This is a genomic window from Peribacillus sp. NJ4 (assembly GCF_030348345.1).
Taxonomy (GTDB): Bacteria; Bacillota; Bacilli; order Bacillales; family DSM-1321; genus Peribacillus.
On record NZ_JAUCFQ010000001.1, the window covers coordinates 406,815 to 429,334 of the forward strand.

21 protein-coding genes and 1 riboswitch are annotated in these 22,520 nt (G+C 40.8%); of the genes, 17 read left to right on the forward strand and 4 right to left on the reverse strand.

The genetic code is table 11. The features are described 5' to 3' along the window. Positions 1 to 119: 119 nt before the first annotated feature. The 6 genes from flaG to sinI all read left to right on the forward strand — a co-directional run bounded on the left by flaG (position 120) and on the right by sinI (position 4,535). The gene (gene flaG, locus QUF94_RS02010) at positions 120 to 479 is read left to right on the forward strand and encodes a flagellar protein FlaG (protein WP_289314386.1); all 360 of its coding nucleotides are present in this window, start codon (positions 120 to 122) and stop codon (positions 477 to 479) included. A gap of 13 nt (positions 480 to 492) precedes the next feature. Then, complete coding sequence (locus tag QUF94_RS02015; RefSeq protein ID WP_289314387.1) at positions 493 to 1,998, forward strand: flagellar hook-associated protein 2; 1,506 nt, start codon at positions 493 to 495, stop codon at positions 1,996 to 1,998. A gap of 24 nt (positions 1,999 to 2,022) precedes the next feature. Next, the gene (fliS, locus tag QUF94_RS02020; protein WP_289314388.1) at positions 2,023 to 2,424 is read left to right on the forward strand and encodes a flagellar export chaperone FliS; all 402 of its coding nucleotides are present in this window, start codon (positions 2,023 to 2,025) and stop codon (positions 2,422 to 2,424) included. Then, positions 2,424 to 2,768 (forward strand): flagellar protein FliT, encoded by a 345-nt coding sequence (gene fliT / locus QUF94_RS02025; protein WP_289314389.1) that lies wholly within the window; start codon positions 2,424 to 2,426, stop codon positions 2,766 to 2,768. Before fliS ends, fliT begins: the two co-directional genes overlap by 1 nt. A gap of 252 nt (positions 2,769 to 3,020) precedes the next feature. Then, positions 3,021 to 3,578, forward strand: a complete 558-nt coding sequence (gene hpf, locus QUF94_RS02030; protein ID WP_289314390.1) for a ribosome hibernation-promoting factor, HPF/YfiA family — start codon at positions 3,021 to 3,023, stop codon at positions 3,576 to 3,578. Positions 3,579 to 4,277: 699 nt separating this feature from the next. Then, positions 4,278 to 4,363, forward strand: a riboswitch (cyclic di-GMP riboswitch). 31 nt (positions 4,364 to 4,394) lie between these two features. Further along, a complete protein-coding gene (gene sinI / locus QUF94_RS02035) occupies positions 4,395 to 4,535 on the forward strand; it encodes a DNA-binding anti-repressor SinI (RefSeq protein ID WP_289314391.1) in 141 nt (46 codons plus the stop codon). Between the two features lie 137 nt (positions 4,536 to 4,672). Here the strand turns inward: sinI and QUF94_RS02040 are convergent, their stop codons facing one another. Next, positions 4,673 to 4,996 carry a helix-turn-helix domain-containing protein gene (locus QUF94_RS02040; RefSeq protein WP_289314392.1) on the reverse strand — a complete coding sequence of 108 codons (324 nt, stop codon included), beginning with the start codon at positions 4,994 to 4,996 and terminating at the stop codon, positions 4,673 to 4,675. 421 nt (positions 4,997 to 5,417) lie between these two features. On the opposite strand from QUF94_RS02040, the gene secA reads away from it, so the two are divergent. The 9 genes from secA to QUF94_RS02085 all read left to right on the forward strand — a co-directional run bounded on the left by secA (position 5,418) and on the right by QUF94_RS02085 (position 16,950). Beyond that, positions 5,418 to 7,931 carry a preprotein translocase subunit SecA gene (gene secA, locus QUF94_RS02045; protein ID WP_289314393.1) on the forward strand — a complete coding sequence of 838 codons (2,514 nt, stop codon included), beginning with the start codon at positions 5,418 to 5,420 and terminating at the stop codon, positions 7,929 to 7,931. Positions 7,932 to 8,100: 169 nt separating this feature from the next. Next, a protein-coding gene (prfB, locus tag QUF94_RS02050; RefSeq protein WP_289314394.1) for a peptide chain release factor 2 occupies positions 8,101 to 9,199 on the forward strand; the annotation gives its coding sequence in 2 pieces (ribosomal slippage) (positions 8,101 to 8,163 and positions 8,165 to 9,199; 1,098 coding nt in all). A gap of 216 nt (positions 9,200 to 9,415) precedes the next feature. Then, on the forward strand, positions 9,416 to 10,231 hold the full coding sequence (locus QUF94_RS02055; protein ID WP_483313675.1) for a YitT family protein: 816 nt from the start codon (positions 9,416 to 9,418) through the stop codon (positions 10,229 to 10,231). Positions 10,232 to 10,280: 49 nt separating this feature from the next. Further along, positions 10,281 to 10,622, forward strand: a complete 342-nt coding sequence (gene cccB / locus QUF94_RS02060) for a cytochrome c551 (protein ID WP_289314396.1) — start codon at positions 10,281 to 10,283, stop codon at positions 10,620 to 10,622. 293 nt (positions 10,623 to 10,915) lie between these two features. Continuing rightward, the gene (gene ftsE / locus QUF94_RS02065; RefSeq protein WP_061141190.1) at positions 10,916 to 11,602 is read left to right on the forward strand and encodes a cell division ATP-binding protein FtsE; all 687 of its coding nucleotides are present in this window, start codon (positions 10,916 to 10,918) and stop codon (positions 11,600 to 11,602) included. Next, positions 11,592 to 12,485: a permease-like cell division protein FtsX gene (ftsX, locus tag QUF94_RS02070; protein WP_289314397.1), complete on the forward strand. Its 894-nt coding sequence runs from the start codon at positions 11,592 to 11,594 to the stop codon at positions 12,483 to 12,485. Before ftsE ends, ftsX begins: the two co-directional genes overlap by 11 nt. A gap of 99 nt (positions 12,486 to 12,584) precedes the next feature. After that, the gene (locus QUF94_RS02075) at positions 12,585 to 13,976 is read left to right on the forward strand and encodes a murein hydrolase activator EnvC family protein (RefSeq protein ID WP_289314398.1); all 1,392 of its coding nucleotides are present in this window, start codon (positions 12,585 to 12,587) and stop codon (positions 13,974 to 13,976) included. Positions 13,977 to 14,117: 141 nt separating this feature from the next. After that, complete coding sequence (locus QUF94_RS02080) at positions 14,118 to 15,542, forward strand: S41 family peptidase (protein ID WP_289314399.1); 1,425 nt, start codon at positions 14,118 to 14,120, stop codon at positions 15,540 to 15,542. 172 nt (positions 15,543 to 15,714) lie between these two features. Beyond that, positions 15,715 to 16,950, forward strand: coding sequence for a PDZ domain-containing protein (locus tag QUF94_RS02085; protein ID WP_289314400.1), 1,236 nt, complete (start codon positions 15,715 to 15,717; stop codon positions 16,948 to 16,950). Positions 16,951 to 17,117: 167 nt separating this feature from the next. Here QUF94_RS02085 and QUF94_RS02090 read toward each other — a convergent pair whose 3' ends face one another. Then, positions 17,118 to 18,107, reverse strand: a complete 990-nt coding sequence (locus QUF94_RS02090; RefSeq protein WP_289314401.1) for an ABC transporter substrate-binding protein — start codon at positions 18,105 to 18,107, stop codon at positions 17,118 to 17,120. A gap of 443 nt (positions 18,108 to 18,550) precedes the next feature. Then, complete coding sequence (locus QUF94_RS02095) at positions 18,551 to 19,540, reverse strand: ABC transporter substrate-binding protein (protein ID WP_289314402.1); 990 nt, start codon at positions 19,538 to 19,540, stop codon at positions 18,551 to 18,553. A 189-nt stretch (positions 19,541 to 19,729) separates the two neighbouring features. On the opposite strand from QUF94_RS02095, the gene QUF94_RS02100 reads away from it, so the two are divergent. Together QUF94_RS02100 and QUF94_RS02105 are read left to right on the forward strand one after the other, a co-directional pair. Further along, on the forward strand, positions 19,730 to 20,734 hold the full coding sequence (locus QUF94_RS02100) for a FecCD family ABC transporter permease (protein ID WP_289314403.1): 1,005 nt from the start codon (positions 19,730 to 19,732) through the stop codon (positions 20,732 to 20,734). After that, entirely contained in the window at positions 20,731 to 21,786 is a 1,056-nt protein-coding gene (locus QUF94_RS02105; RefSeq protein ID WP_289314404.1) for a FecCD family ABC transporter permease, read from the forward strand. The genes QUF94_RS02100 and QUF94_RS02105 overlap by 4 nt, the downstream gene beginning before the upstream one ends. A gap of 71 nt (positions 21,787 to 21,857) precedes the next feature. Here QUF94_RS02105 and QUF94_RS02110 read toward each other — a convergent pair whose 3' ends face one another. After that, on the reverse strand, positions 21,858 to 22,391 hold the full coding sequence (locus QUF94_RS02110) for a YceI family protein (RefSeq protein WP_289314405.1): 534 nt from the start codon (positions 22,389 to 22,391) through the stop codon (positions 21,858 to 21,860). Between the last annotated feature and the right edge of the window lie 129 nt (positions 22,392 to 22,520).

The following is a 22,520-nucleotide window of genomic DNA, read 5'->3' on the forward strand; positions in this document are numbered from 1 at the left end:
GATGTTAGTGAAATATCATTCATGAAAGTTTTAGGTGAAAACCAAATCTATGAGTGACTAAATAAAAGACTGTAATTACCGATATAAAAAGTAAAGATATCATATTGGAGGCTATTTAGATGTTGGAGAGTTTGTCCACGAATATTCTTTCCTCACAACTTAGAATAGCCATTTCAGAGGGAATCAGTTCCTACTATCAAAGAGAAATCAATACAGTTGCCTATTCTGAACAAAGTGTAGAATCCAATCAGCCTTCAAAAGAAAAGGTGCAGGAAGTTGTTGATAGTTTGAACACTTTTCTTAATCCAACACATACGGCTGTTCGTTTTGAGTATCATGAGAAGCTGAATGAGTATTATGTCAAGGTTGTGGATGACATAACGGATGAGACGATTCGGGAAATCCCTCCTAAGAAGTTGTTGGATTTCTACGCGGCAATGACGGAGTTTGTCGGGATCATGGTGGATGAAAAAATATAGGCGGTGATCAATTTTGGTACGAATCAGTGGTTTAGCAAGTGGAATGGACATTGATGAGCTAGTTAAGAGCATGATGCAGGCAGAACGGGTGCCATTGGATAAATTAACACAGAAAAAGCAGTCTTCCGAGTGGCAGCGGGATGATTACCGCTCGATGAATACATCTTTATCAGAATTGGATACGCTCATTCGTGATGGAATCGGGAAGCAGTCATCCTTCATTAAAAAGAAGGTGTCGGTATCGAATCCAGATGCAATATCCGTGAAAAATGTGAACTCGGCCAGTGATTTTACTGGCAATATAAAGGTGATCGGGCTTGCCAAAGCAGCAACGATGACCAGTACGGAGAAATCAGCTGTTACTGACTCCAAAAAGAAACTATCGGAATTGGGCTTCACGACACCTCAAGATATTACGATACTGGCCATCAATGGCGGTTTTGATACGGAAGTAAAAGATGGAGTAACAGTGGAAAAACCGTATACGCTTACCCTTAATGCGGACGACACGTTAGAGAGTGTCATCAATAAAATCAATGCTAACTCGGGAGTGACTTTATTTTTTGATGGAAATTCCCAGCAGTTTTCCATCACTGCTAAAAATACCGGCGATGTTAAAGACCGCCCTGAAATTGAATTGGGGGGCACCGGAGATTTTTTCAATATGTTAAAAATGAGCAGTAACAATGAGGGGGCTGGCGGCTCAAAAGGGGAAAATGCATCCATTGTTTATAATGGCCTGGCAATTTCCCGACCTTCGAATACGTTTCAGATTAATGGAGCGGAAATAACGGTAAAGCAGAAAACGACGGATACCGTTACATTCTCATCAACAGCTGATGTTGATGCCATCTTGGACACGATCACTCAGTTTGTGAATAAATATAATGAAATCATTAAAAAGGTTCAGGATAAAACGGGTGAAGCGAAATATCGCTCCTTTACCCCACTAACAACCGAGCAAATGAAGGCAATGACGGAAGATGAAGTGAAGCTGTGGGAGGAAAAAGCGAAGAGTGGAACGTTAAAAAGCGATTCGACATTAAAAAGTCTTCTAACTACGATGAGATCATCTCTGTACACCTCGGTCGATGGGATTACAGGAAAAAACAGTCTTAGCAGTTTGGGAATTACCACAACAAAGAATTACCTCGAGGGCGGTAAATTAACGATTGATGAGGACAAGCTCCGGGCAGCCATTAGTGAGGATCCCAATGCGATTTATGATATGTTCATGGCCAATGGATCGGAAAAGAGCGACAAAGGCCTCGCCCGCCGATTAAGGGATGATATACAATCATCCATGAAGGTGATAACTGAAAAAGCAGGGAAGGCCGGCTATGTTAATAACTCGTTTACCATTGGGAAATTGGTTAACGGATTGGATACCCGAATTTCAACATTTGAAGCAAAGTTAACGAAATTGGAATCGCGTTACTACAGCCAGTTCACGGCTATGGAAAAAGCGATTCAAAAGGCAAACAGCCAAAGTGCATCGTTAGCTTCTTATTTTAGTTAAGGTAAGTCGGAAAGGAAGTTAAATATGGAGATAAATAATCCATATCAATCGTACCAACAAAATTCAGTCAATACAGCATCTCCTGGCGAGCTTACATTAATGCTGTATAATGGCTGTTTGAAGTTCATCATGCTTGGGAAAAAAGCCATTGAAGCTGGTAATATTGAAGCGAGGAATACGAACATCATCAAGGCGCAAAACATTATCCGCGAATTGATGGTGACGTTGAATATGGATGTGGAAGTATCCAAAGAAATGATGAGTCTGTATGATTTCGTGAATCGCTGTCTGATAGATGCGAATTTGAAAAATGATGTTGCTGCCTTAGAAGAGGTGGAGGGACTTGTTACTGAATTCCGGAATACTTGGAAGGAAGTTATTCAGATGAACCGGAAAAAACAATTTACGCAAAGCGGTCAAGTGTAATGGTGATTCAAACCTTTCATGATTTGACTGCTGAATTACTTGGTGTTCTGGAAGACCGGACGATTGCAGAACGCGATGATAAAATAGAAAGGGTCACACAGCTGATTGATCAGCGAGATGAACTTCTTTCAGAAATCAAACCGCCTTTTACTGGTGAAGAGCAACAGCTAGGCCGTGCAACCATGTTGCTTAACCAAAAGGTCGATCACTTGCTGAAGCTCCAAAAGCAGGAAATACAGCGGGATATCCAGGGAATAAATAAGAAGAAAAAATCATCTAATAAATACACGAACCCGTATGAGAGTCTATCAGTAGATGGCATGTTCTACGATAAAAGAAATTGATTACCCAACCGTTTGGATCCCAAACGGTTTTTATGTTAAATATTTTTAAATTTTCTGTAAATAATATGGTCTTAATTTTTTCTTTATGGCATTACATTTGTTATAATGGAGTTAGGGCAGACATCAACCCTTTCCAAACCTTCCGACAATTGTTTCATAATTTCGACATATTTCATGATGTGATTCCAAAAGGAACCGGAGGGGTATTGTAGAATCTAACTGTATAGTCTTAATTTAAGGAGGACTCACTTTATGAATTACAACGTACGCGGTGAAAACATTGAGGTAACTCCAGCAATTCGAGAATACGTCGAAAAGAAAATTGGCAAGTTAGAACGATATTTTAACAATACACCAGATGCAAATGTGTTAGTGAATTTGAAAGTGAACAATAATACATCAAAGGTCGAAGTGACGATTCCTATGCAGAATTTGGTTCTTCGCGCTGAAGAGGAAAATGCGGATATGTATGCTGCCATTGACTTGATCAATGATAAGCTTGAACGCCAAATTCGTAAACATAAAACGAAGGTCAATCGTAAATACCGGAACAACCTATCAACGACTCCCGAGGCATTCGCCTTCAATACGGAAGTTGACGAAGTGGTGGATGAATTCGAAGACGATAACGATATTGAAGTGGTCCGCAATAAGCGCTTTGATTTAAAGCCGATGGACAGTGAAGAAGCGATTTTACAAATGAATATGCTTGGTCACAGTTTCTTCGTTTATACGAATGCGGATACCAACACAACGAACGTGGTGTACCGTCGTAAAGATGGACGCTACGGATTAATTGAACCTAGTTAATTATGAATCTAAGATCAAAAGCACAGCCCAGCCTCTGGGTTGTGCTTTTTTAATGCATTTTGGTAGATTACCAACATATTCGTTGGCAGTTGATAACATTTTTTTATATTTATATGAATTGGAAAGTATAAAAGTTTTGTTCTTTAAAAAATACAAAGTAATTTGAGTTTCATTTTAAAGAACAAAATTCGTTCTTTAAAGAAATAAAATGATTATTTATGTCTATTAAAGCGCCTCTATCTTTTGGACTGTACTAAATTTGTTAGTTCTTTAAAAAGAATGGTTAGTTTATTATGAAAAACAATTGGGTAAAGCTGCAGAGGGGTTGGATTTTTTTGTATCGGAAGAATTGCCATACATGCCATAGGGCTTCTTTTAGCAGTGCGGAATATGGAAAGTGGCTTTGTCCGACCTGCGGCAAGGACTTAACTGTGCAAAAAGCATGGACGCACTTACAATGGAGAGAATTAATACGCCCCATCGATTGATTAAGAAGAGCAATATTTACTATTATATAAAAAAGCGAAATTGACTATTGCATATGATAAAAAATGAATTAGGTTTTTAATTTTCGTAATATTGTAATATTTTGTCGGATGAAAGTTTTTGCATTTTGGTAGATTACCGACATAAAATAGCAATATATGGAGTGGGTATCCGTTATAATATGATTATAAGTAATGTATTTGGTAATAAGTACCACGACAAAGGCTAACTTATTGAAAGATGAGGGCGCAAAGGCACAGGTCTAAGGTCCTTAAGACTATGATGGCTGGTCTGCCTGAAATACAAAGAGTATTTTAGGAGGTAGAAGAGGTGGCTAATGTGGAAATGGATCCAGAATGGGTGAAGTTGATTTCAGAAGCAAGGAGCTTGGGTTTCAAAAAAGAGGAAATTATAGCTTTTTTTGACCGGAAAAGCCTTGAGGTTACATTAGAGGAAAACGATGGAAGATAAGTACCGAAAAGATGAGAACATCCCTATAAACAGTGGTTCAACCCATTAGCTGTTTATAGGGTTTATTCTTCCGTTCTAGCGAGTCTGGCTTATTCAAGCTGTATTCTTCAGGATTATGTAGGTAGACTAGTGCACTTCTATTCTTCTTTATCTTTTCTCCATTTATTAAACTCGATGAATTCCCTGAATTGTTGTTTTGAAACACCGGAATTCATAGCCTCTTCAACGATTTTCATCCAATCAGTGTCCAAGATTTCCTTATTCGGTGCATCGTAAAGTAGGGCATCGACAGGAATGTTGAGTACGGCGGAGATTTTTTCAAGAAATTGAATGGAAGGATTCGTTTGTAAGTTCCGCTCGAGGGAACTTAAGTAAGACTTTGCCACGCCTGCTTTATCGGCGAGTTCGGTCATCGACATTTTCTTTTCTTCTCGCAGTTTTTTTACACGTTCACCAATCATCAATACCACCTCGAAACATGTTCTATTTATCTTCTGCTAATAAGTTTCAGTAGCCCACCTTATCATTCAAAACATGAAGCCTGTAAGGTTGGATTACCTTGACATGCTATCGCTAGGGATGACACAGCATCTAGTGATGGAAGGTTATGGGAAATTCTCTTTTGCATTTGGAATAGAGGGGAGTCTGCTATATATTTTATATACTTCCTTCTATTTTAACAGTTTTACTCCTCATTTATCCATTGTTTTTCACAAGAATTGAATCTGGGTCGATAGGAACGGTAGTGACAGGAAGTTGTACCTCTAGGATAGAAGTGGTAAAATTAAGCGTGGATTAGTCATAATAGAAGGTGTGTTTCTTCTTAATTTATATGAATTTTGTCATTGAACGATCATTACCATAATAGAGGAGCGTTATTGAATGCTTAATATATTAAATAAAGTTTTTGATCCGAATAAGCGAGAAATCAAACGTTTGGAAAAAATCGCTGATCAGGTCGAAGCGCTGGCCGATGGGACGGCTGCGTTATCGGATGAACAGTTGCGTGCCAAAACTGGTGAGTTTAAAGAGCGTTATCAAAATGGGGAAACCGTGGATGATTTGCTCGTTGAGGCTTTTGCGGTTGCGCGTGAAGGGGCAAAGCGTGCTCTAGGGTTATATCCTTACCGTGTGCAAATCATGGGTGGGGCATCCCTTCATGATGGAAATATCTCCGAGATGAAAACAGGGGAAGGTAAAACATTAACATCCACCATGCCGGTTTATTTAAACGCGCTTACTGGTAAAGGTGTACATGTCGTTACTGTCAATGAATACTTGGCACACCGTGATGCCACCGAAATGGGGATATTGTATGATTTCCTTGGTTTGACCGTCGGATTGAATTTGAACAGTCATTCTAAAGAAGAAAAACAAGAGGCGTACAATGCCGACATTACGTATAGCACGAATAATGAGTTAGGTTTTGATTACCTGCGTGACAATATGGTGTTATATAAAGAGCAAATGGTACAGCGTCCACTGCACTTTGCTGTCATTGATGAAGTCGATTCGATTTTGATCGATGAAGCGAGAACGCCTTTGATCATTTCCGGTTCCGCACAAAAATCGGCCCAGCTTTATATCCAAGCCAATGCGTTTGTGAGAACGTTACAAAAAGATACGGACTACACGTATGATGAAAAGACAAAAGGCGTACAGCTGACCGAAGATGGGATGAACCGAGCTGAAAAAGCGTTTAATATCGATAATTTGTTCGATATTAGTCACGTTACATTGAATCATCATATCAATCAGGCGTTGAAGGCGCATGTTTCCATGCATTTGGATGTGGATTATGTAGTCCAGGATGGCGAGATTGTCATCGTTGACCAATTCACTGGCCGTTTGATGAAGGGCCGCCGTTATAGTGAAGGTCTCCACCAGGCGATCGAAGCGAAAGAAGGCCTTGAGATTCAAAATGAAAGCATGACTCTTGCGACGATTACATTCCAGAACTATTTCAGGATGTACGAAAAGCTTTCCGGTATGACTGGTACAGCCAAAACGGAAGAAGAGGAATTCCGCAATATCTATAATATGAATGTCATTGCGATCCCGACAAACAGGAATATCGTCAGGGATGACCGGGCAGATCTTATATACGCGTCAACAGATGGGAAATTCAAGGCTGTTGTGGAAGACATCGCCGAACGTTATACAAAGGGTCAGCCAGTGCTTGTCGGTACGGTTGCCATCGAAACATCTGAAGTCATTTCTGCCTATTTATCCAAAAAAGGAATTCCTCACGATGTTTTGAATGCAAAGAACCATGAACGTGAAGCGGAAATCATTGCGAATGCAGGTAATCAAGGCTCAGTCACGATCGCTACGAACATGGCAGGACGCGGTACGGATATCAAGCTTGGTGAAGGTGTCAAGGAGCTCGGTGGCCTTGCTGTAATCGGTACGGAACGTCATGAAAGCAGGCGTATAGATAACCAGTTGCGTGGTCGGTCCGGCCGTCAAGGGGACCCAGGGGTCACTCAATTCTATTTATCAATGGAAGATGAATTGATGCGCCGCTTCGGTTCCGATAACATGAAAAGCATGATGGCACGCCTTGGAATGGATGATTCCCAGCCAATTCAAAGTAAAATGGTGACGAGGGCCGTTGAATCCGCACAGAAACGGGTCGAGGGCAATAACTTCGATTCACGTAAGCAATTACTGCAATATGATGATGTTCTCCGTCAACAACGGGAAATCATTTATAAGCAGCGTTTCGATGTAATGGAAAGTGAGAACTTACGTGAAATCGTCGAAACGATGATTACGGCATCCATCCAGCGCAATGTTGTCGCGTTTGCACCAATGGGCGATGAGGAAGGCTGGAATTTACAAGGCCTTGTCGATTACCTGAATGGTAACCTAATCAATGAAGGTTCCATCACTGTAGATGATCTAGAAGGAAAAAATGAAGCGGAATTGGTTGAATTCATTTTAGCGAAAGTGAAAGAAAACTATGACCAAAAAGAAGAAGAGCTATCTGAAGAACAAATGCGTGAATTCGAAAAAGTAATCGTTCTTCGTGCAGTCGATAGTAAGTGGATGGACCATATTGATGCAATGGAGCAATTGCGTCAAGGGATCCACCTTCGTGCTTATGGCCAAATCGATCCACTTCGTGAATATCAATCAGAAGGTTTTGCGATGTTTGAAGCCATGATTGCTTCTATGGAAGATGAAGTCGCAAAATACATCATGAAGGCTGAAATCCGCAACAATCTAGAGCGGAAGGAAGTCATAAAAGGACAAGCGGTCAATCCGAAGGAAGAAGACGGGGGAAAAGTGAAAAAAGCCCCTGCCCGTAAAAAGGAAGACGTTGGCCGAAACGCGTTATGTCCTTGCGGCAGCGGTAAAAAATATAAGAATTGCCATGGCAATTTAGGCTGAAATTAGGTGTATAATGATTATGAGACGGTTAAGTGTAAGGCTTGCCGCCTCTTTTCATGTTTAGTTTGCATAAAGCAATATATTTGCATATAGTTTGAAGAGGTTTATTTGTAATGAAGCGAATCCCTCTACAAGGATTTTTTTTAACATACTAATGAGGTGAAGAGAAATGGAATTAGCAGAAATAAGAAATGAACTTGAACGGACAGCGCAACGATTAACGGACTTTAGGGGGTCTCTTTGACTTAGATGAAAAAGAGGCACGAATCGCAGAGCTTGAAAATGAGATGACACATCCCGATTTTTGGAATGATCAGCAAACAGCACAGACTGTCATCAATGAAACGAATGCTCTGAAAGAACAAGTCAATCAATTGTCCGATCTGAATGAATCATATGAAAATCTGGATTTGACATATGAACTAGTGAAAGAGGAGAATGATGAAGAACTTTTGGCAGAGCTGGAAGAAGAAATCACGATCCTTTCACAAAAGATGAATGACTTTGAACTTCAACTTTTACTAAGTGAAGAATATGACTCGAAAAATGCCATTCTTGAACTGCATCCAGGTGCAGGTGGAACGGAGTCCCAGGATTGGGGTTCCATGCTGCTTCGTATGTATACAAGATGGGGTGAAAAAAGAGGCTTTAAAGTGGAAACCCTTGATTACCTTCCAGGTGATGAAGCTGGAATCAAGAGTGTCACTTTACTTTTCAAAGGCCATAACGCCTATGGTTATTTGAAAGCGGAAAAAGGAGTGCACCGTCTTGTCCGCATTTCTCCTTTCGATTCCTCAGGACGACGCCATACTTCATTCGTTTCATGTGAAGTCATGCCGGAATTCGATGAGACGATCAATATTGAAATACGCACGGAAGATTTGAAAATCGATACGTACCGTGCAAGTGGTGCAGGTGGACAGCATATCAATACAACTGACTCGGCAGTCCGGATCACACATTTACCTACAAATACCGTGGTAACGTGCCAAAACGAGAGATCTCAAATCAAAAACAAGGCCCAAGCGATGAATATGCTGAAAGCCAAATTGTATCAACGTGAAATTGAACAGCAACAAGCGGATTTGGATGAAATCCGTGGTGAGCAAAAGGAAATTGGCTGGGGAAGTCAAATTCGTTCTTACGTTTTCCACCCGTATTCCATGGTTAAAGATCACCGTACTAGTGCGGAGACCGGAAACTTGGGAGCTGTCATGGATGGAGATATCGATATGTTCATTGATGCGTATTTACGTTCAAAATTATAAGATGTGCAAGTCGGACTGGATTCCCGGTCCGGCTTTTTTTGTGATTTCTTATGCATGGGGCTCCCTGAATGATGTCTTCTGGCTGACATTTACAGGATATGAAAAGGGATGCTATGCTTCGTTCGGCCAATACTAGATAATAACGATGGTTTGAGGAGACAATATGGAATGAGGAAAAGATACCGGGAGCCGAAGCACCCTTTTCTGCAAAAGTTAATGGAGTATGGATTGGTGATTGTCGGTTCGGCCATAATTGCCATTGGTTTTAATGTATTCCTGTTGCCTAACCAGATTGCATCTGGCGGGGTCAGCGGGATTAGCACGATTCTGGATTCAACTCTCGGTTGGGAGCCGGCGTATGTACTGTGGGGGTTTAATATCCCTTTGTTCATTGCGGGGCTTATCATCCTGGGAAGACATTTCGGAGCCAAAAGCCTGATTGGAACCTTGTTCTTGCCTTTAGTGGTATTTCTGACAAAGGATTGGGGTGCATGGACGAATGATGCATTGCTTGGTTCGATTTGTGGAGGGATTATGGTCGGACTTGGGCTGGGGATTGTCTTTCGCGGGAAGGGTTCTACAGGGGGGACCGATTTAGCGGCACAGATTTTCCATAAGTATACCCACCTGTCATTAGGGACCTGTGTGGCTGTCATTGATGGAATCATCGTTTTAAGTGCTGCCATTGTTTTTGATATTGAAAAAGGGCTTTATGCATTAATAGGTTTATATGTGACAAGTAAGACGATAGACCTCGTCCAGGTTGGGTTGAACCGTTCAAAGATGTCACTGATCATCACGAATAAAGAAATGGAAGTAAGGGATGCTATTATACATGAGCTGGACCGGGGTGTAACAGGGATATCCGGGTATGGCGGCTATACGGATGATACTCGTCCTATATTAATGTGCGTGATAGATCAGTCGGAATTCACCAAATTGAAACAATTGGTGAAACTCGTTGACCCTAAAGCGTTTGTAATTGTAATGGACGCATCTGAGGTACTTGGAGAGGGTTTTAAACTGGATTGAAATTGGTATAATGTTCTTGTGCTGGTATAAATCAGAGGGGGTAAATTCAATGAAAATGAAATGGTTAGTCTTAGTTTTGGGTACTTCTTTGGCATTGGCTGCATGCGGTGGGAACGATGATGCTGCAGATAAAGAGCCTGCAAGTGAAAATAATGAAACGACAACGGCAGGTGCTGGTGATGCCGCGAAAATTTACGAAAACAAATGTTCAAGTTGTCATGCAGTGAATCTTGAAGGCGGCGTAGGACCGAATTTAACGAAGGTCGGTTCGAAGCTATCAAAAGCAGACATCGAAAAAGTCATCGAGAATGGCCAAGGTGGTATGCCACCAGGTATACTCCAGGGCAAGGAAGCGAGCATGGTCGCAGAATGGCTTGCTGGACATAAGTAATATTAACGAAACGTTCTGTTATCAGCAGGACGTTTTTTTAGCCTCCTTAAAAACCTCGAAACAACTCACAGTCAATCCCTTACCAAGCAATTAAACCCTTGAAATATTACATATGATGTTGATATATGTCTAACTGAAATGAAACTGTAATATTTTTTAAGCTTAATTTGACAAAATATGATGTTATAATGTTTCTGTGCTCAAGTAAGAAAGATTCCTGTCAGATTTAATTGAAAATTGTCGAAAAAGCTGTAGTACATAATGATAATACAAGCAAATTAGGTGGTTTTAGAATGATAGAAATGATAGATGTGAAAAAGACATATCCAAATGGCGTAATTGCCATTAATGGAATCAATGTGAAAATAAAGCCAGGCGAGTTCGTTTATGTAGTGGGTCCCAGTGGTGCCGGAAAATCCACTTTCATCAAAATGATGTATAGGGAAGAAAAGCCTACAAGCGGTAATATTTTGGTCAATGGCCTTAGCCTTCCAAGTATCCGCAATTCGAAAGTTCCTCTATTCCGCCGTAATATCGGTATGGTATTCCAAGATTTTAAACTCCTTCAAACATTCACTGCTTATGAAAATGTAGCATTTGCCATGGAAGTTATCGAAAAGGAACCAGAAGAAATCAAAAAGAGAGTCATGGAAGTTCTTGATCTGGTTGGCATTAAACATAAAGCTAGAATGCTGCCTTCCGAATTATCTGGTGGGGAACAGCAAAGGGTTGCGATAGCCCGTTCGATCGTAAATGATCCAAAGGTGGTCATTGCCGACGAGCCTACAGGGAATCTTGATCCTGAAACATCATGGGAAATCATGAACATATTTGAAGAAATTAATAAACGCGGAACTACACTTGTCATGGCCACTCATAATAGGGACATCGTCAACAATATCAAACGACGTGTCATTGCCATTGAAAGTGGAAAAATAGTTCGCGATGAACATAGAGGTGATTACGGATATGAAATTTAGAACATTGCTCCGTCACTTCCGTGAAAGTTTTAAAAATATTGGCCGTAATGGATGGATGACGTTTGCTTCAGTCAGTGCAGTAACGGTCACTCTAACATTGGTTGGCGTCTTTTTAGTGCTCATGATGAATTTAAATCATATCGCGGGAAATGTGGAGAAAGATGTCGAAGTTCGTGCACATATTGATAATGCAGCGAATGATGACGATATAAAAGCTATCGGTAAGCAAATTACGGAGATGAACGGCATTGAATCAGTGGTCTTCTCTCCAAAAGATGAAGAGCTTACGAATTTAATAGATGATTTAGGCGATAATGGTGATGCTTTTAAACCATTTGAACAGGACAACCCATTAAGGGACGTTTATATCATCAAAACGAAATCACCGCAAGATGTCATCAAGGTGGCAAAGGAAATCGAAGGCTTTGAGTATATCCAAAGTGTTAAATATGGACAAGGCTACGTCGAGAAACTGTTCAGCTTCGTGAATATTGCGAGAAACATAGGAATCGTTCTTATTGTTGGTTTACTATTTACTGCAATGTTCCTGATTTCTAATACGATTAAAATTACCATTGTAGCCAGAAGAAAAGAAATTGAGATCATGAGATTGGTAGGAGCAACGAATACATTCATCCGTTGGCCATTCTTCTTGGAGGGACTCTGGTTGGGAATCCTCGGTTCCATCGTTCCCATAGGTCTGATAGCTGTACTCTACTACAATCTTTATAAATATGCAGCACCACAGATTACGTTCAAATTCATAGATTTTCTGCCTGCGAATCCGTTTATTTATCAAGTTTCGGCCATCCTCATTGTAATTGGCGCCGTTATCGGGATATGGGGTAGCTTGATGTCCGTCAGGAAGTTCTTGAAAGTATAAAAATGTAACTTTACACTTGAATGCCAAAAGAAGCCGGATACAAATAGAGAGACGTTACAAGGCACTGGATGTAACGGGATTGAAAGGGGAAATGAAACGTTGAAAAAAAATATCATTGCTATGAATGCCTCCATCATGATTGGGTTGGGAAGCATTTTAGCGGCACCATCGGTTTATGCAGAGTCGATTTCGGATTTAGAAAAACAGAAAGAATCCATTCAGGAAAAACGTTCTGGTGTTGAATCGAATATTTCAGACACGGAGAAGAAAATCGATAACCTGCAGGATAAGCAAATGACAGCAGAAGAACAAATAGAGGCCATTGAAGCGAAAATTGCAGAGTCAACAAAAAAAATCGATGCTAAAAATGCTGAAATTACACAAACGAAAAAAGAAATCGAGGCATTGAAAGAAGAGATTAAAGTATTAAAAGAGCGGATCGCCAAACGTAATGAAGTATTGAAGGAAAGGGCACTTTCTTTCCAGGAGACTGGTGGGGACGTGAACTACCTTGAAGTATTATTCGGATCATCCAGTTTTGGAGATTTAGTTGACCGTGTTGGAGCTGTAGCGACAATTGCAGAAGCCGACCGAGATATTTTAAAGCAGCATGAGCTGGATAAAAAGGAACTGGAAGAAAAACAAAATGCCGTTGAAGCGAAGCTTGCCAGTTTAGAAGTGGCAAAAGCTGAACTTTTGGAAATTCAAAAGCAACAAAAACAGCAGAAGCAAGAAAAGGATGCATTGGTTAAGAAATTAAAGCAACAAACTGAAAAGCATGAACATGAGAAGATGGGCCTAGAGGAAGAAAAAGCGAATCTTGCTGCTCAAGAAAAAGCTATCAAATCAGCCATCAACTTAGAGCATCAGCGTCTTGCCGAATTGGAAGCAGCTCGTAAAAAAGCGGCAGCCGAAGCGAAAAAACGTGCAGAGCAAGAAGCGGCACAAGCTGCAGCACAAGCAGCTTCACATGCTTCCGAAACAAAAAAACAATCCACTTCTTCAGGATCTAGTGCAAAAAGCAACAGTTCATCATCAGCACCATCATCTTCACATGTTTCGTCTAATGTAAGTCAAGCGCCAGCTGTATCATCAGGTACTTTCACTAGACCAAGTGCAGGATATGTATCTTCAACAATGGGTGAACGTTGGAATAAACAGCATGCCGGCATCGATATTGCTGCAAGTGGAACGGTTCCTGTTGTAGCTGCAGCCGACGGAGTCGTAAGCCGTTCTTACTTCTCAAGTACATACGGTAACGTCATCTTTGTTACCCATTCAATCGGCGGTCAGCAATGGACTACTGTGTATGCACATTTAAGTTCTAGACAAGCAGGCGAAGGTTCTGTTGTTGCCAAAGGTCAACAAATTGGCATCATGGGTAACACAGGACATTCATACGGTCAGCATTTACACTTTGAACTACATAAAGGTGCATGGAATTATAGCAAGTCAAATGCTGTTAATCCATTAAACTATATACCTAATTAATACCCCAATATATCAACAAAAAAACAGACCAGGAAAATTCCTGGTCTGTTTTTTTGTGTGGTGTCGCCATTTTCTTCAAGCATATTCTTTCCAATCCCCTCATATAGTGAAATACATATCAGGTCAGAAATGGGGATAAATATGGTCAAAAAATGGGTACTTCCTCTAGCAATCATCATGTCACTAGCCATTGGAGCAGTGGGGGGCATATATTGGACAAGCCTCCCGGATAAGAATGAAGCAAAGTATGAAAGCCAAACAATATTGAAGGATAAGGAATGGGCAAAAGTGGAACAAGCTTACGGTTTGATCGTAAGTCAGTATGTAGAACAGGTGGACGGCTCCAACCTGGTGGAGGGTGCCATCCAGGGCATGCTGTCAGCGTTGAAAGATCCTTATTCCGTATATATGGACAAGGAGACCGCTAAGCAATTCAATGAAACCTTGGACTCCTCTTTTGAAGGGATAGGTACTGAAATTGGTATGGAAGATGGTAAGGTCATAATCGTATCTCCTTACAAAGATTCTCCTGCTGAGAAAGCTGGATTAAAGCCGAAAGATCAAATCCTTAAGGTGAATGGTGAAAGTGTAGAAGGTTTGGATCTGTATGAAACACGCCTGAAAATCCGTGGTGAAAAAGGGTCACCCGTCAAAATGGAAATCAAGCGGGCGGGGGTTTCCAACCCACTTGAATTCAATATGGTGCGTGCCGAAATTCCATTGGATACCGTATTTTCATCAATTAAGGAAGTCGCCGGGGAACAAATCGGTTACATCGAGCTGACTACTTTCTCGGAAAATACTGCGAATGATTTCAAAAAGCAGATGAAGGAGCTGGAAAAGAGGGGGATCGGAGGCTTGGTCATAGATGTACGCGGCAACCCAGGTGGCCTTCTTTCTAGTGTGGAAACGATTCTTGGCGAGTTTATCACAAAAGAAAAGCCCTATTTGCAAATAGCAGAAAGAACGGGAGAAACACAATCGTTTTTTACAAGTCTTAAGAAAGCGAAAAGTTATCCAATTGCCGTCTTGACGGATAAAGGCAGCGCTTCGGCCTCCGAAATCCTGGCTGGCGCGATGCAAGAGGCGGGGGGCTATCCATTGGTCGGCGAGAAGACCTTCGGGAAAGGCACAGTACAGCAAGCAGTACCAATGGGTGATGGCAGTAAGATTAAACTTACGTTATATAAGTGGCTGACGCCTTCAGGGAACTGGATCCATAAAAAAGGGATCGAACCGACCATCAAAGTAAAACAGCCCGATTACTTTGATGCCCATCAGCTCGCTGTTGAGAATGTCTTGCAGCGGGATATGAATGATGAACAAATCCAGTATGCCCAAAGCATTCTGAAAGGACTTGGATTTGAACCTGGTCGTGAGGATGGATATTATGATTGGAGTACAGAAATCGCCGTAAAAGCATTCCAAAAACAATTTGGCCTGAAAGTGACAGGTAAGCTGGACGCAAAAACCGCAGCACATCTGGAATCCGCCATTCTGGACAAGATCCAGGATGAAGATAATGATATTCAGTTGCGGACGGCTTTGAATTATTTAGTTAAATAACTGTATTGCGCCGTTCCCTTGGAGCGGTGCCTTTTTTGCGTTGGATCAACGCCTGTCTGCAAACATGAAGGCAGTATAGGGAAAACATAAGGTAAAGCTATTTTTTCTGCATCTTAATAGGCATGGAGGTTACATTTTTGATAGAATAGGAGGTAACTGACCAGAACGAAATTTGACAAAATATCGATTACTTTTAGAGGATGGTGGAAAGAAATTGACAACGGATTGGCTGATAGCATGCTTAATGGGATTAGGAAAACTCTTCCTTCATCCTTTGCTTTATGTTTCGATTGCCTATTGTTTATTCATCGGCTATCTTCGAGTTAAACGGGAACGACATGATTTTAATACGAAGATCTACAGAGTTTCCATGGAGCTACGTTCCATGTTACCTCAAGGATTGATATGGGGATTGATCTTTTCTGTCCTCACGTTGGCTTCGGGATTCACCATTCCTTTGGCGGCACTGTTCATCATGGCTGGGGTTACGATCTTGTCCATGCTATCCATGAAAAAGCGGTTTGTTTCCCCCGTTTATACAGTGGGACTCACCTTCTTCATCCTTTTTTTTCTATATGATAGAGATATCAAGCTGACGGTATTTCAGGATGTTTTTAATCAGCTTGATCGGTCCGTGTATCCGACACTTGTTATTTTAATAGGGTTATTACTGATTGCTGAAGGGTTTTTGATTGTTGGCAATGGAAGCAAAAAGGTCTCCCCTCAGTTGGAGGTATCCAAGAGGGGGCAGCCGATTGGTGTGTATGTTTCACAACGTATCTGGCTAATTCCAATGTTCGTCATGATTCCGGGAGGACAACTTCCAGTTCCCTTCGAATGGTATCCGGTTTTTTCGATCGGGGACACATACCTGTCGCCAATCTTACTTCCCATTTTAATCGGTTTCAAGCAAAAAGTTCATGGGACGCTCCCGGAACAGGCCATAAGGGCGCAAGGCAAAAAGGTAGGGGCATTGGGATTTGTGATTACGGCCTTGGCAGTGGGTGGTTACTGGTACCCCCCATTGGCAATCATAACGGCCGTTTTAGCAATCTTGGGCCGTGAATTCCTTCATTATTCCCAAAAGGCATTGGATGAAAAGCTTCCTTTTTATTTTTCGAAAAGTAAGCTTGGTGTCCAGATCTTAGGCGTTATCCCTCAATCTCCGGCGGATAAAATGGGGTTGCTTAAAGGCGAGGTCATTTCGAAAATAAATGGTGTCGTCGTCAGGGAAGAAGAAGAGTTATACAGGGCTCTCCAAATAAACCGGGCGCATTGCAAGCTTGAGGTCATCGATAATAATGAACAGATACGTTTTGTGCAAAGAGCTCTTTTTGACGGGGAGCATTACGAATTGGGCATCTTGTTCGTAGACGATCAATTGAAAGAAAGTGGACAAGCAGGGTAATTGTGATTTTTCATAATCACTTGGAATAGCGTCTTAATTCCAGACTAATAATATTTAAAGATACTTTTATTTCGACGAAGAGACAAAACCTCATTGAAATGAATTTGAAAAAAAGAAACGGACTTTCTCGATTTATATATCGAGAAAGGCCGTTTCTATTATGAATATTACTTTTCAAGCATTATTTTTTCTATATCATCTAGCATTTTGTTAGCTGCAATAACACCGCCAGCCGTATTCCAAAATGCGTCATTAACCTCATATGCATTTCCTTTTTTCACTGCATCTAGGTTTTTCCAAAGAGGATCATTTGTCATTTCTTTTGCTGTACTTAGGGCTTGTTTGTCACCTTTAGGTGCGTATGTGAAGTAGAAAATAATATCTCCATCCATTTTAGGTATAACTTCTTTTCCTACCTCAATAGCAAAGTTTCCAAGTTTATTATCTGCAGTAAATAGTTCTTTCTGCTGCTCTGCACGTTTAAATCCTAATTGATCCAAAATTGCTCCAGAGAATGTATCTGTGTAATAAATACGTGTTGTTCCAGCCATAAAACGAACTACAGAAACTTCTTGATTTACCTTATCGCCCAGTTTAGTTTTTACATCTTCTGTGTGGGCATCGAATTCAGCAATTACATCGTTACCTTTTTCTTCAAGGTTTAATGCTTTTGCATATAATTTAAAGTTTCCTTTCCAATCTGCATTAAGTGTTTCTGAAAAAACAGTAGGAGCAATGGCACTTAATTTGTCATATACGGCTTCCTGGCGAATTTTAGTACCGATAATTAAATCAGGTTTTAATGCTGCAATTTTCTCTAAGTTTACCTCATGCTCAACGCCAACAACTTCAACGCCATCCATATCCTCTTTAATATGATCGTACCAAGGATCTCCAGTCCAAGATTGAGCAGCTCCAACTGGTTTTACTCCTAAAGCTAGTAATGCTTCTGTACCTTCATTTGTAAGAACGACGACTCTTTCAGGCTGTTTTTCTAATTTTGTGGTTCCCATTGCATGCTCAATTGTATAGCTTGTATCTTCTTTTTTGTCATCAACCTTGTTTCCCTCTGCTTGATCATTCGAACTTCCGCAAGCTGCTAGTAGGAAGGCTGCAAATAAAGAAATAATAGTAAAAAGTGATCTAATCTTAAACATCTTATGTATTCCTCCTAATTTAGAGCAAATGATAATCATTCGCACTTACCAGCATCATCATAAAATGAATATACTTTTATGTCAATATATAATTGAAAATGATTCTCAAAATCATTGGCATATACAAATTGGACGGCGAGCATTACGAATTAGGCATACTGTTTGTTGACGATCAATTGAAAGAAAGTGGACAAGCAGGGTAATTGTGATTTTTCATAATCACTTGGAATAGCGTCGTAATTCCATGCTAAAAAAATTTTTCGGACCTATTATTCTTGATGTGATCGATATAGAAGAAAATAGTTGCCGAGACGATTTCATGTAGGCTAATAATAATTTCAATAATACTTTTATTTCGATGAAGACAAAACCTCAATTGAAATGAATTTGAAAAAATGAAAAGGCCTTTCTCGAATATATCGAGAAAGGCCTTTTTCAAAATATTACTTTTCAAGCATGATCTTTTCTATATCTTCCAGCATTTTATTAGCTGCTAATACTCCGCCAGCTGTATTCCATGTTGCGTCGCTAACTTCATGAGCATTTCCATTTTTGACTGCATCAAGGTTTTTCCAAAGTGGATCATTTGTCCATTCTTTTGCTGTGCTTAGAGCTTGTTTGTCGCCTTCAGGAGCGTAGGTGAAGTAAAAGAGAAGATCTCCATCCATTTTAGGGATGACTTCTTTTCCTACCTCGATGGCAAGGTTACCTAATTTATTATCTGCAGTGAACAATTCCTTTTGTTGTTCTGCACGTTTAAATCCTAATTGATCGAAAATTACGCCAGAGAATGAGTCTGTGTAATAAATACGAGTAGTTCCAGCCATGAAACGAACAACGGAAACTTCTTGATTTACCTTATCACCCAATTTAGCTTTAAGATCTTCTGTGTGTTTATCGAATTCTGCAATTACGTCGTTTCCTTTTTCTTCAAGGTTCAAGGCTTTTGAATATAGTTTAAAGTTTTCTTTCCAATCTCCTCTTAGCGTTTCAGATAATACGGTAGGGGCGATTGCATTTAATTTATCATAAACAGCCTCTTGGCGAATCTTGCTTCCAATAATCAAGTCAGGCTTCAGTGATGCGATTTTCTCTAAGTTAACTTCATGTTCTACACCAACAACTTCGACTCCATCCATATCATCTTTAATATGGTCGTACCAAGGGTCACCAAGCCATGATTGAACGGCACCTACAGGTTTAATTCCTAAAGCAAGCAATGCTTCAGTACCTTCATTTGTTAGAACGACTACTCTTTTAGGCGTTTCTTTCAACTCGGCAGTGCCCATGGCATGCTCAATTGTGTAGCTTTTTTCCTCTTTATTTCCTTCAGCTTTATTTCCTTCGGCTTTCTCATCCGAATTCCCGCAAGCTGCTAGAAGGAAGACTGCAAATATTGTAAAAATCGTTAATAATGACTTAAATCTAAACATCTATGTATCCCTCCCAATTTTTCGGCAAATGATAATCATTCGCACTTAACAGCATCATCATAAAATGAATATACTTTTCTGTCAATATATAATTGAAAATGATTCTCAAATTCGTTGACATAATCCTGTTATCGCCAGTACAATTGAATTAAATAAGATATACAAACGTGATTGGAAAGGTAACTGGATATGTTATTAAAAAATTCATGGCAGAAATGGATGGGGCTGTTCATTACCATTATTTTGCTGCTGTTTTTAATGTGCTCAAGCATAGTATACGGATATACAAATACAACATGGCAAATGGCCATTGATGCTTTTACCCATTTCAATGGGACGAATGAACACATTGTCATTCAATCAGTCAGACTGCCACGAGCCCTGATCGCATCGGCAATTGGTGCAAGTTTGGCCATCTCAGGGGTGTTAATGCAAACGCTAACTAAAAATCCACTCGCTTCTCCAGATATATTCGGTGTCAACGCAGGCGCGGGATTGGCGGTTGTCACTGGGGTCACCGTTTTTGGGATAAGCAATCTTCAAGTATTCACATGGCTGTCATTCATAGGGGCGGCCATAGCCGCGATAAGCATATATATGATTGGAAGCATGGGAAGTGGGGGCTTGACACCGATGAAGCTGACATTGGCTGGTGCAGCCATGACGGCCATGGTAGCTTCACTTACACAAGGTCTTCTTGTTTCTAATGAGGCTCTTTTAGAGCAAGTCCTATTCTGGCTTGCCGGGTCCGTTTCCGGTAGAAGTCTAGACAATTTAGTTGCCGTCCTGCCTTATCTTGTCGTAGGTTGGGGCCTTGCCTGGATCATGTCCGGTAAAATGAATGTGTTGTCCATGGGTGAAGATGTTGCAAAAGGTCTTGGACTGAATATAGTATTCCTTAAACTGGTTATGGGGCTGGCAATCATCCTGCTCGCTGGCGGATCAGTAGCGGTTGCGGGTCCGATTGGCTTTATAGGAATCGTCGTTCCGCATCTTACCCGTTCTATAGTAGGCATCGATCATCGCTGGTTGATTCCCTTCTCTGGACTTTTCGGGGCGGTGCTTTTGATTGCAGCCGATGTCATATCCAGGTATATCCTGATGCCTCGAGAAATTCCGGTTGGAGTCATGACAGCCATAATCGGGACCCCATTCTTTATTTATATAGCTAGAAAGGGGTTCAGCGGTCGATGAAGTCATATAAGAGCTTTCGTTTGTTTAATGAAAAAATATCATTCTTGATGGATAAAAAAGCTATGATCGTGATTTCCATATTATTTTTAGTCACTTCACTAGTGTTTGTTATCAGTACTGGAGTGGGTGAAATGAATATAAATCCGCTAAGTGTCCTCCAGGTCTTTATTGGAGGGGGGACGGATAGCGATCGGCTTATTATCCAATCTTTCCGCCTGCCTAGAATAATTGTTGCCCTGTTGGTAGGAATGGGCCTTGCTGTAGCTGGAGGAATCCTTCAAGGGATGATTCGAAATCCACTTGCTTCGCCGGATATCTTAGGGATAACAGGAGGAGCGACTGTAGCGGTCGTTGGATTCTTGGCCATTTTTAGCGATAAGAATCATTCTTTAACAGTGAGCATCAATTGGCTGCCGTTAGCTGCATTCATTGGGGCGACAGTCGTGGCCTTACTTGTTTATTCCTTGGCCTGGAAAAATGGAGTTCCCCCGATAAGGCTTGTGTTGATTGGGATTGGGGTGATGGCTTTAATGAAGGCACTCACTACGATGATGATGATTCTTGGCCCAGTTTATCAAGCGAGCCAGGCAAACCTTTGGATCACGGGGTCAGTGTCTAACTCCACCTGGAGTAATATCGCGGTGCTGGCTCCATGGACGATTCTATTCCTTTTACTTGCCTTTCTATATGCCAGGAATATTAATTTACAGGAGTTAGGCGATGACCTTGCAACGGGGCTTGGAGGACATGTCCAAAAACAGCGGTTTACATTATTGATGATCAGTACGGCATTGATTGGTGGTTCTACCGCTTTTGCTGGAGGAATTGGCTTTGTGGGACTAATGGCACCTCATATGGCTAGAAGGCTGGTTGGTTCGAGTTTTGGGGTGTTGTTGCCTACTTCAGCTTTGCTTGGCGGCATCCTGGTTATGGTGGCGGATCTGATTGGACGGACCTTATTCTCACCTTTGGAAATACCGGCTGGTGTCTTTACAGCGAGTATCGGGGCACCATACTTCATTTACTTACTTTATAAAACGAGGAATTCGTAATTCCGATAAAATGAATACTTTGAATAAGAAAAAAGCAGCCATCCTGGAGATGGCTGCTTCTTTCTTATTCATTAAGCTACTTTAGCAACTTCGATTTCGATGGTAAGAGTGATTTGATCGCCGATTAGTACGCCGCCTGTTTCTAATGCTGCGTTATAGGTCAAACCATAATCACTGCGTTTAACTTTCCCTTTTCCACTAAATCCCGCTTTTTCATTTCCCCATGGATCTTTTCCTTGGCCTTCGAAGGTGATGGCGAAAGTTTCTTCTTGTGTGATTCCGTTAAGAGTTACATTACCTGTTACATCGTATTCATCTTCATTCGTTTTCACGATTTTAGTTGATGTGAATGTTAATGTAGGGTTTTTTTCTACATCAAAAAAGTCAGCGGAACGCAAGTGGTTATCCCGGTCTGCATTCCGTGTGTCTATACTGGCCACATCTACGGTAAAATCAATATCTGCAGTTGTTAGGTCCAGTGGATCTGCTGAAATGTTTGCCTCGAACTTATTAAAACTTCCTTTTACTTTGGCGATCATCATATGTTTTACAGAAAATTCAATAGCACTGTGAGTCGGGTCGACTGTCCACTTTGTATTTGTCATGATTATTCCTCCTGATTATTAATCTCGAATATATATATCTTTAATTTGAGATATCTGAACTTAATATAATTATAAGAGGTGAAAGTAGAAGTGTCAACTGAAAGTTTTCCTTATTTTAGAAAACGTGTA

What these genes read in the sequence shown, in the direction of transcription:
- QUF94_RS02110 (WP_289314405.1), bottom strand. Translation starts at nt 22,391, where the DNA reads ATGACAAATACAAAGTGGACAGTCGACCCGACTCACAGTGCTATTGAA.
- flaG (WP_289314386.1), top strand. Translation starts at nt 120, where the DNA reads ATGTTGGAGAGTTTGTCCACGAATATTCTTTCCTCACAACTTAGAATA.
- ftsX (WP_289314397.1), top strand. Translation starts at nt 11,592, where the DNA reads ATGAAATTTAGAACATTGCTCCGTCACTTCCGTGAAAGTTTTAAAAAT.
- QUF94_RS02100 (WP_289314403.1), top strand. Translation starts at nt 19,730, where the DNA reads ATGTTATTAAAAAATTCATGGCAGAAATGGATGGGGCTGTTCATTACC.
- ftsE (WP_061141190.1), top strand. Translation starts at nt 10,916, where the DNA reads ATGATAGAAATGATAGATGTGAAAAAGACATATCCAAATGGCGTAATT.
- QUF94_RS02090 (WP_289314401.1), bottom strand. Translation starts at nt 18,107, where the DNA reads ATGTTTAAGATTAGATCACTTTTTACTATTATTTCTTTATTTGCAGCC.
- QUF94_RS02095 (WP_289314402.1), bottom strand. Translation starts at nt 19,540, where the DNA reads ATGTTTAGATTTAAGTCATTATTAACGATTTTTACAATATTTGCAGTC.
- QUF94_RS02080 (WP_289314399.1), top strand. Translation starts at nt 14,118, where the DNA reads ATGGTCAAAAAATGGGTACTTCCTCTAGCAATCATCATGTCACTAGCC.
- QUF94_RS02040 (WP_289314392.1), bottom strand. Translation starts at nt 4,996, where the DNA reads ATGATTGGTGAACGTGTAAAAAAACTGCGAGAAGAAAAGAAAATGTCG.
- fliT (WP_289314389.1), top strand. Translation starts at nt 2,424, where the DNA reads ATGGTGATTCAAACCTTTCATGATTTGACTGCTGAATTACTTGGTGTT.
- secA (WP_289314393.1), top strand. Translation starts at nt 5,418, where the DNA reads ATGCTTAATATATTAAATAAAGTTTTTGATCCGAATAAGCGAGAAATC.
- fliS (WP_289314388.1), top strand. Translation starts at nt 2,023, where the DNA reads ATGGAGATAAATAATCCATATCAATCGTACCAACAAAATTCAGTCAAT.
- cccB (WP_289314396.1), top strand. Translation starts at nt 10,281, where the DNA reads ATGAAAATGAAATGGTTAGTCTTAGTTTTGGGTACTTCTTTGGCATTG.
- QUF94_RS02105 (WP_289314404.1), top strand. Translation starts at nt 20,731, where the DNA reads ATGAAGTCATATAAGAGCTTTCGTTTGTTTAATGAAAAAATATCATTC.
- QUF94_RS02055 (WP_483313675.1), top strand. Translation starts at nt 9,416, where the DNA reads ATGGAGTATGGATTGGTGATTGTCGGTTCGGCCATAATTGCCATTGGT.
- hpf (WP_289314390.1), top strand. Translation starts at nt 3,021, where the DNA reads ATGAATTACAACGTACGCGGTGAAAACATTGAGGTAACTCCAGCAATT.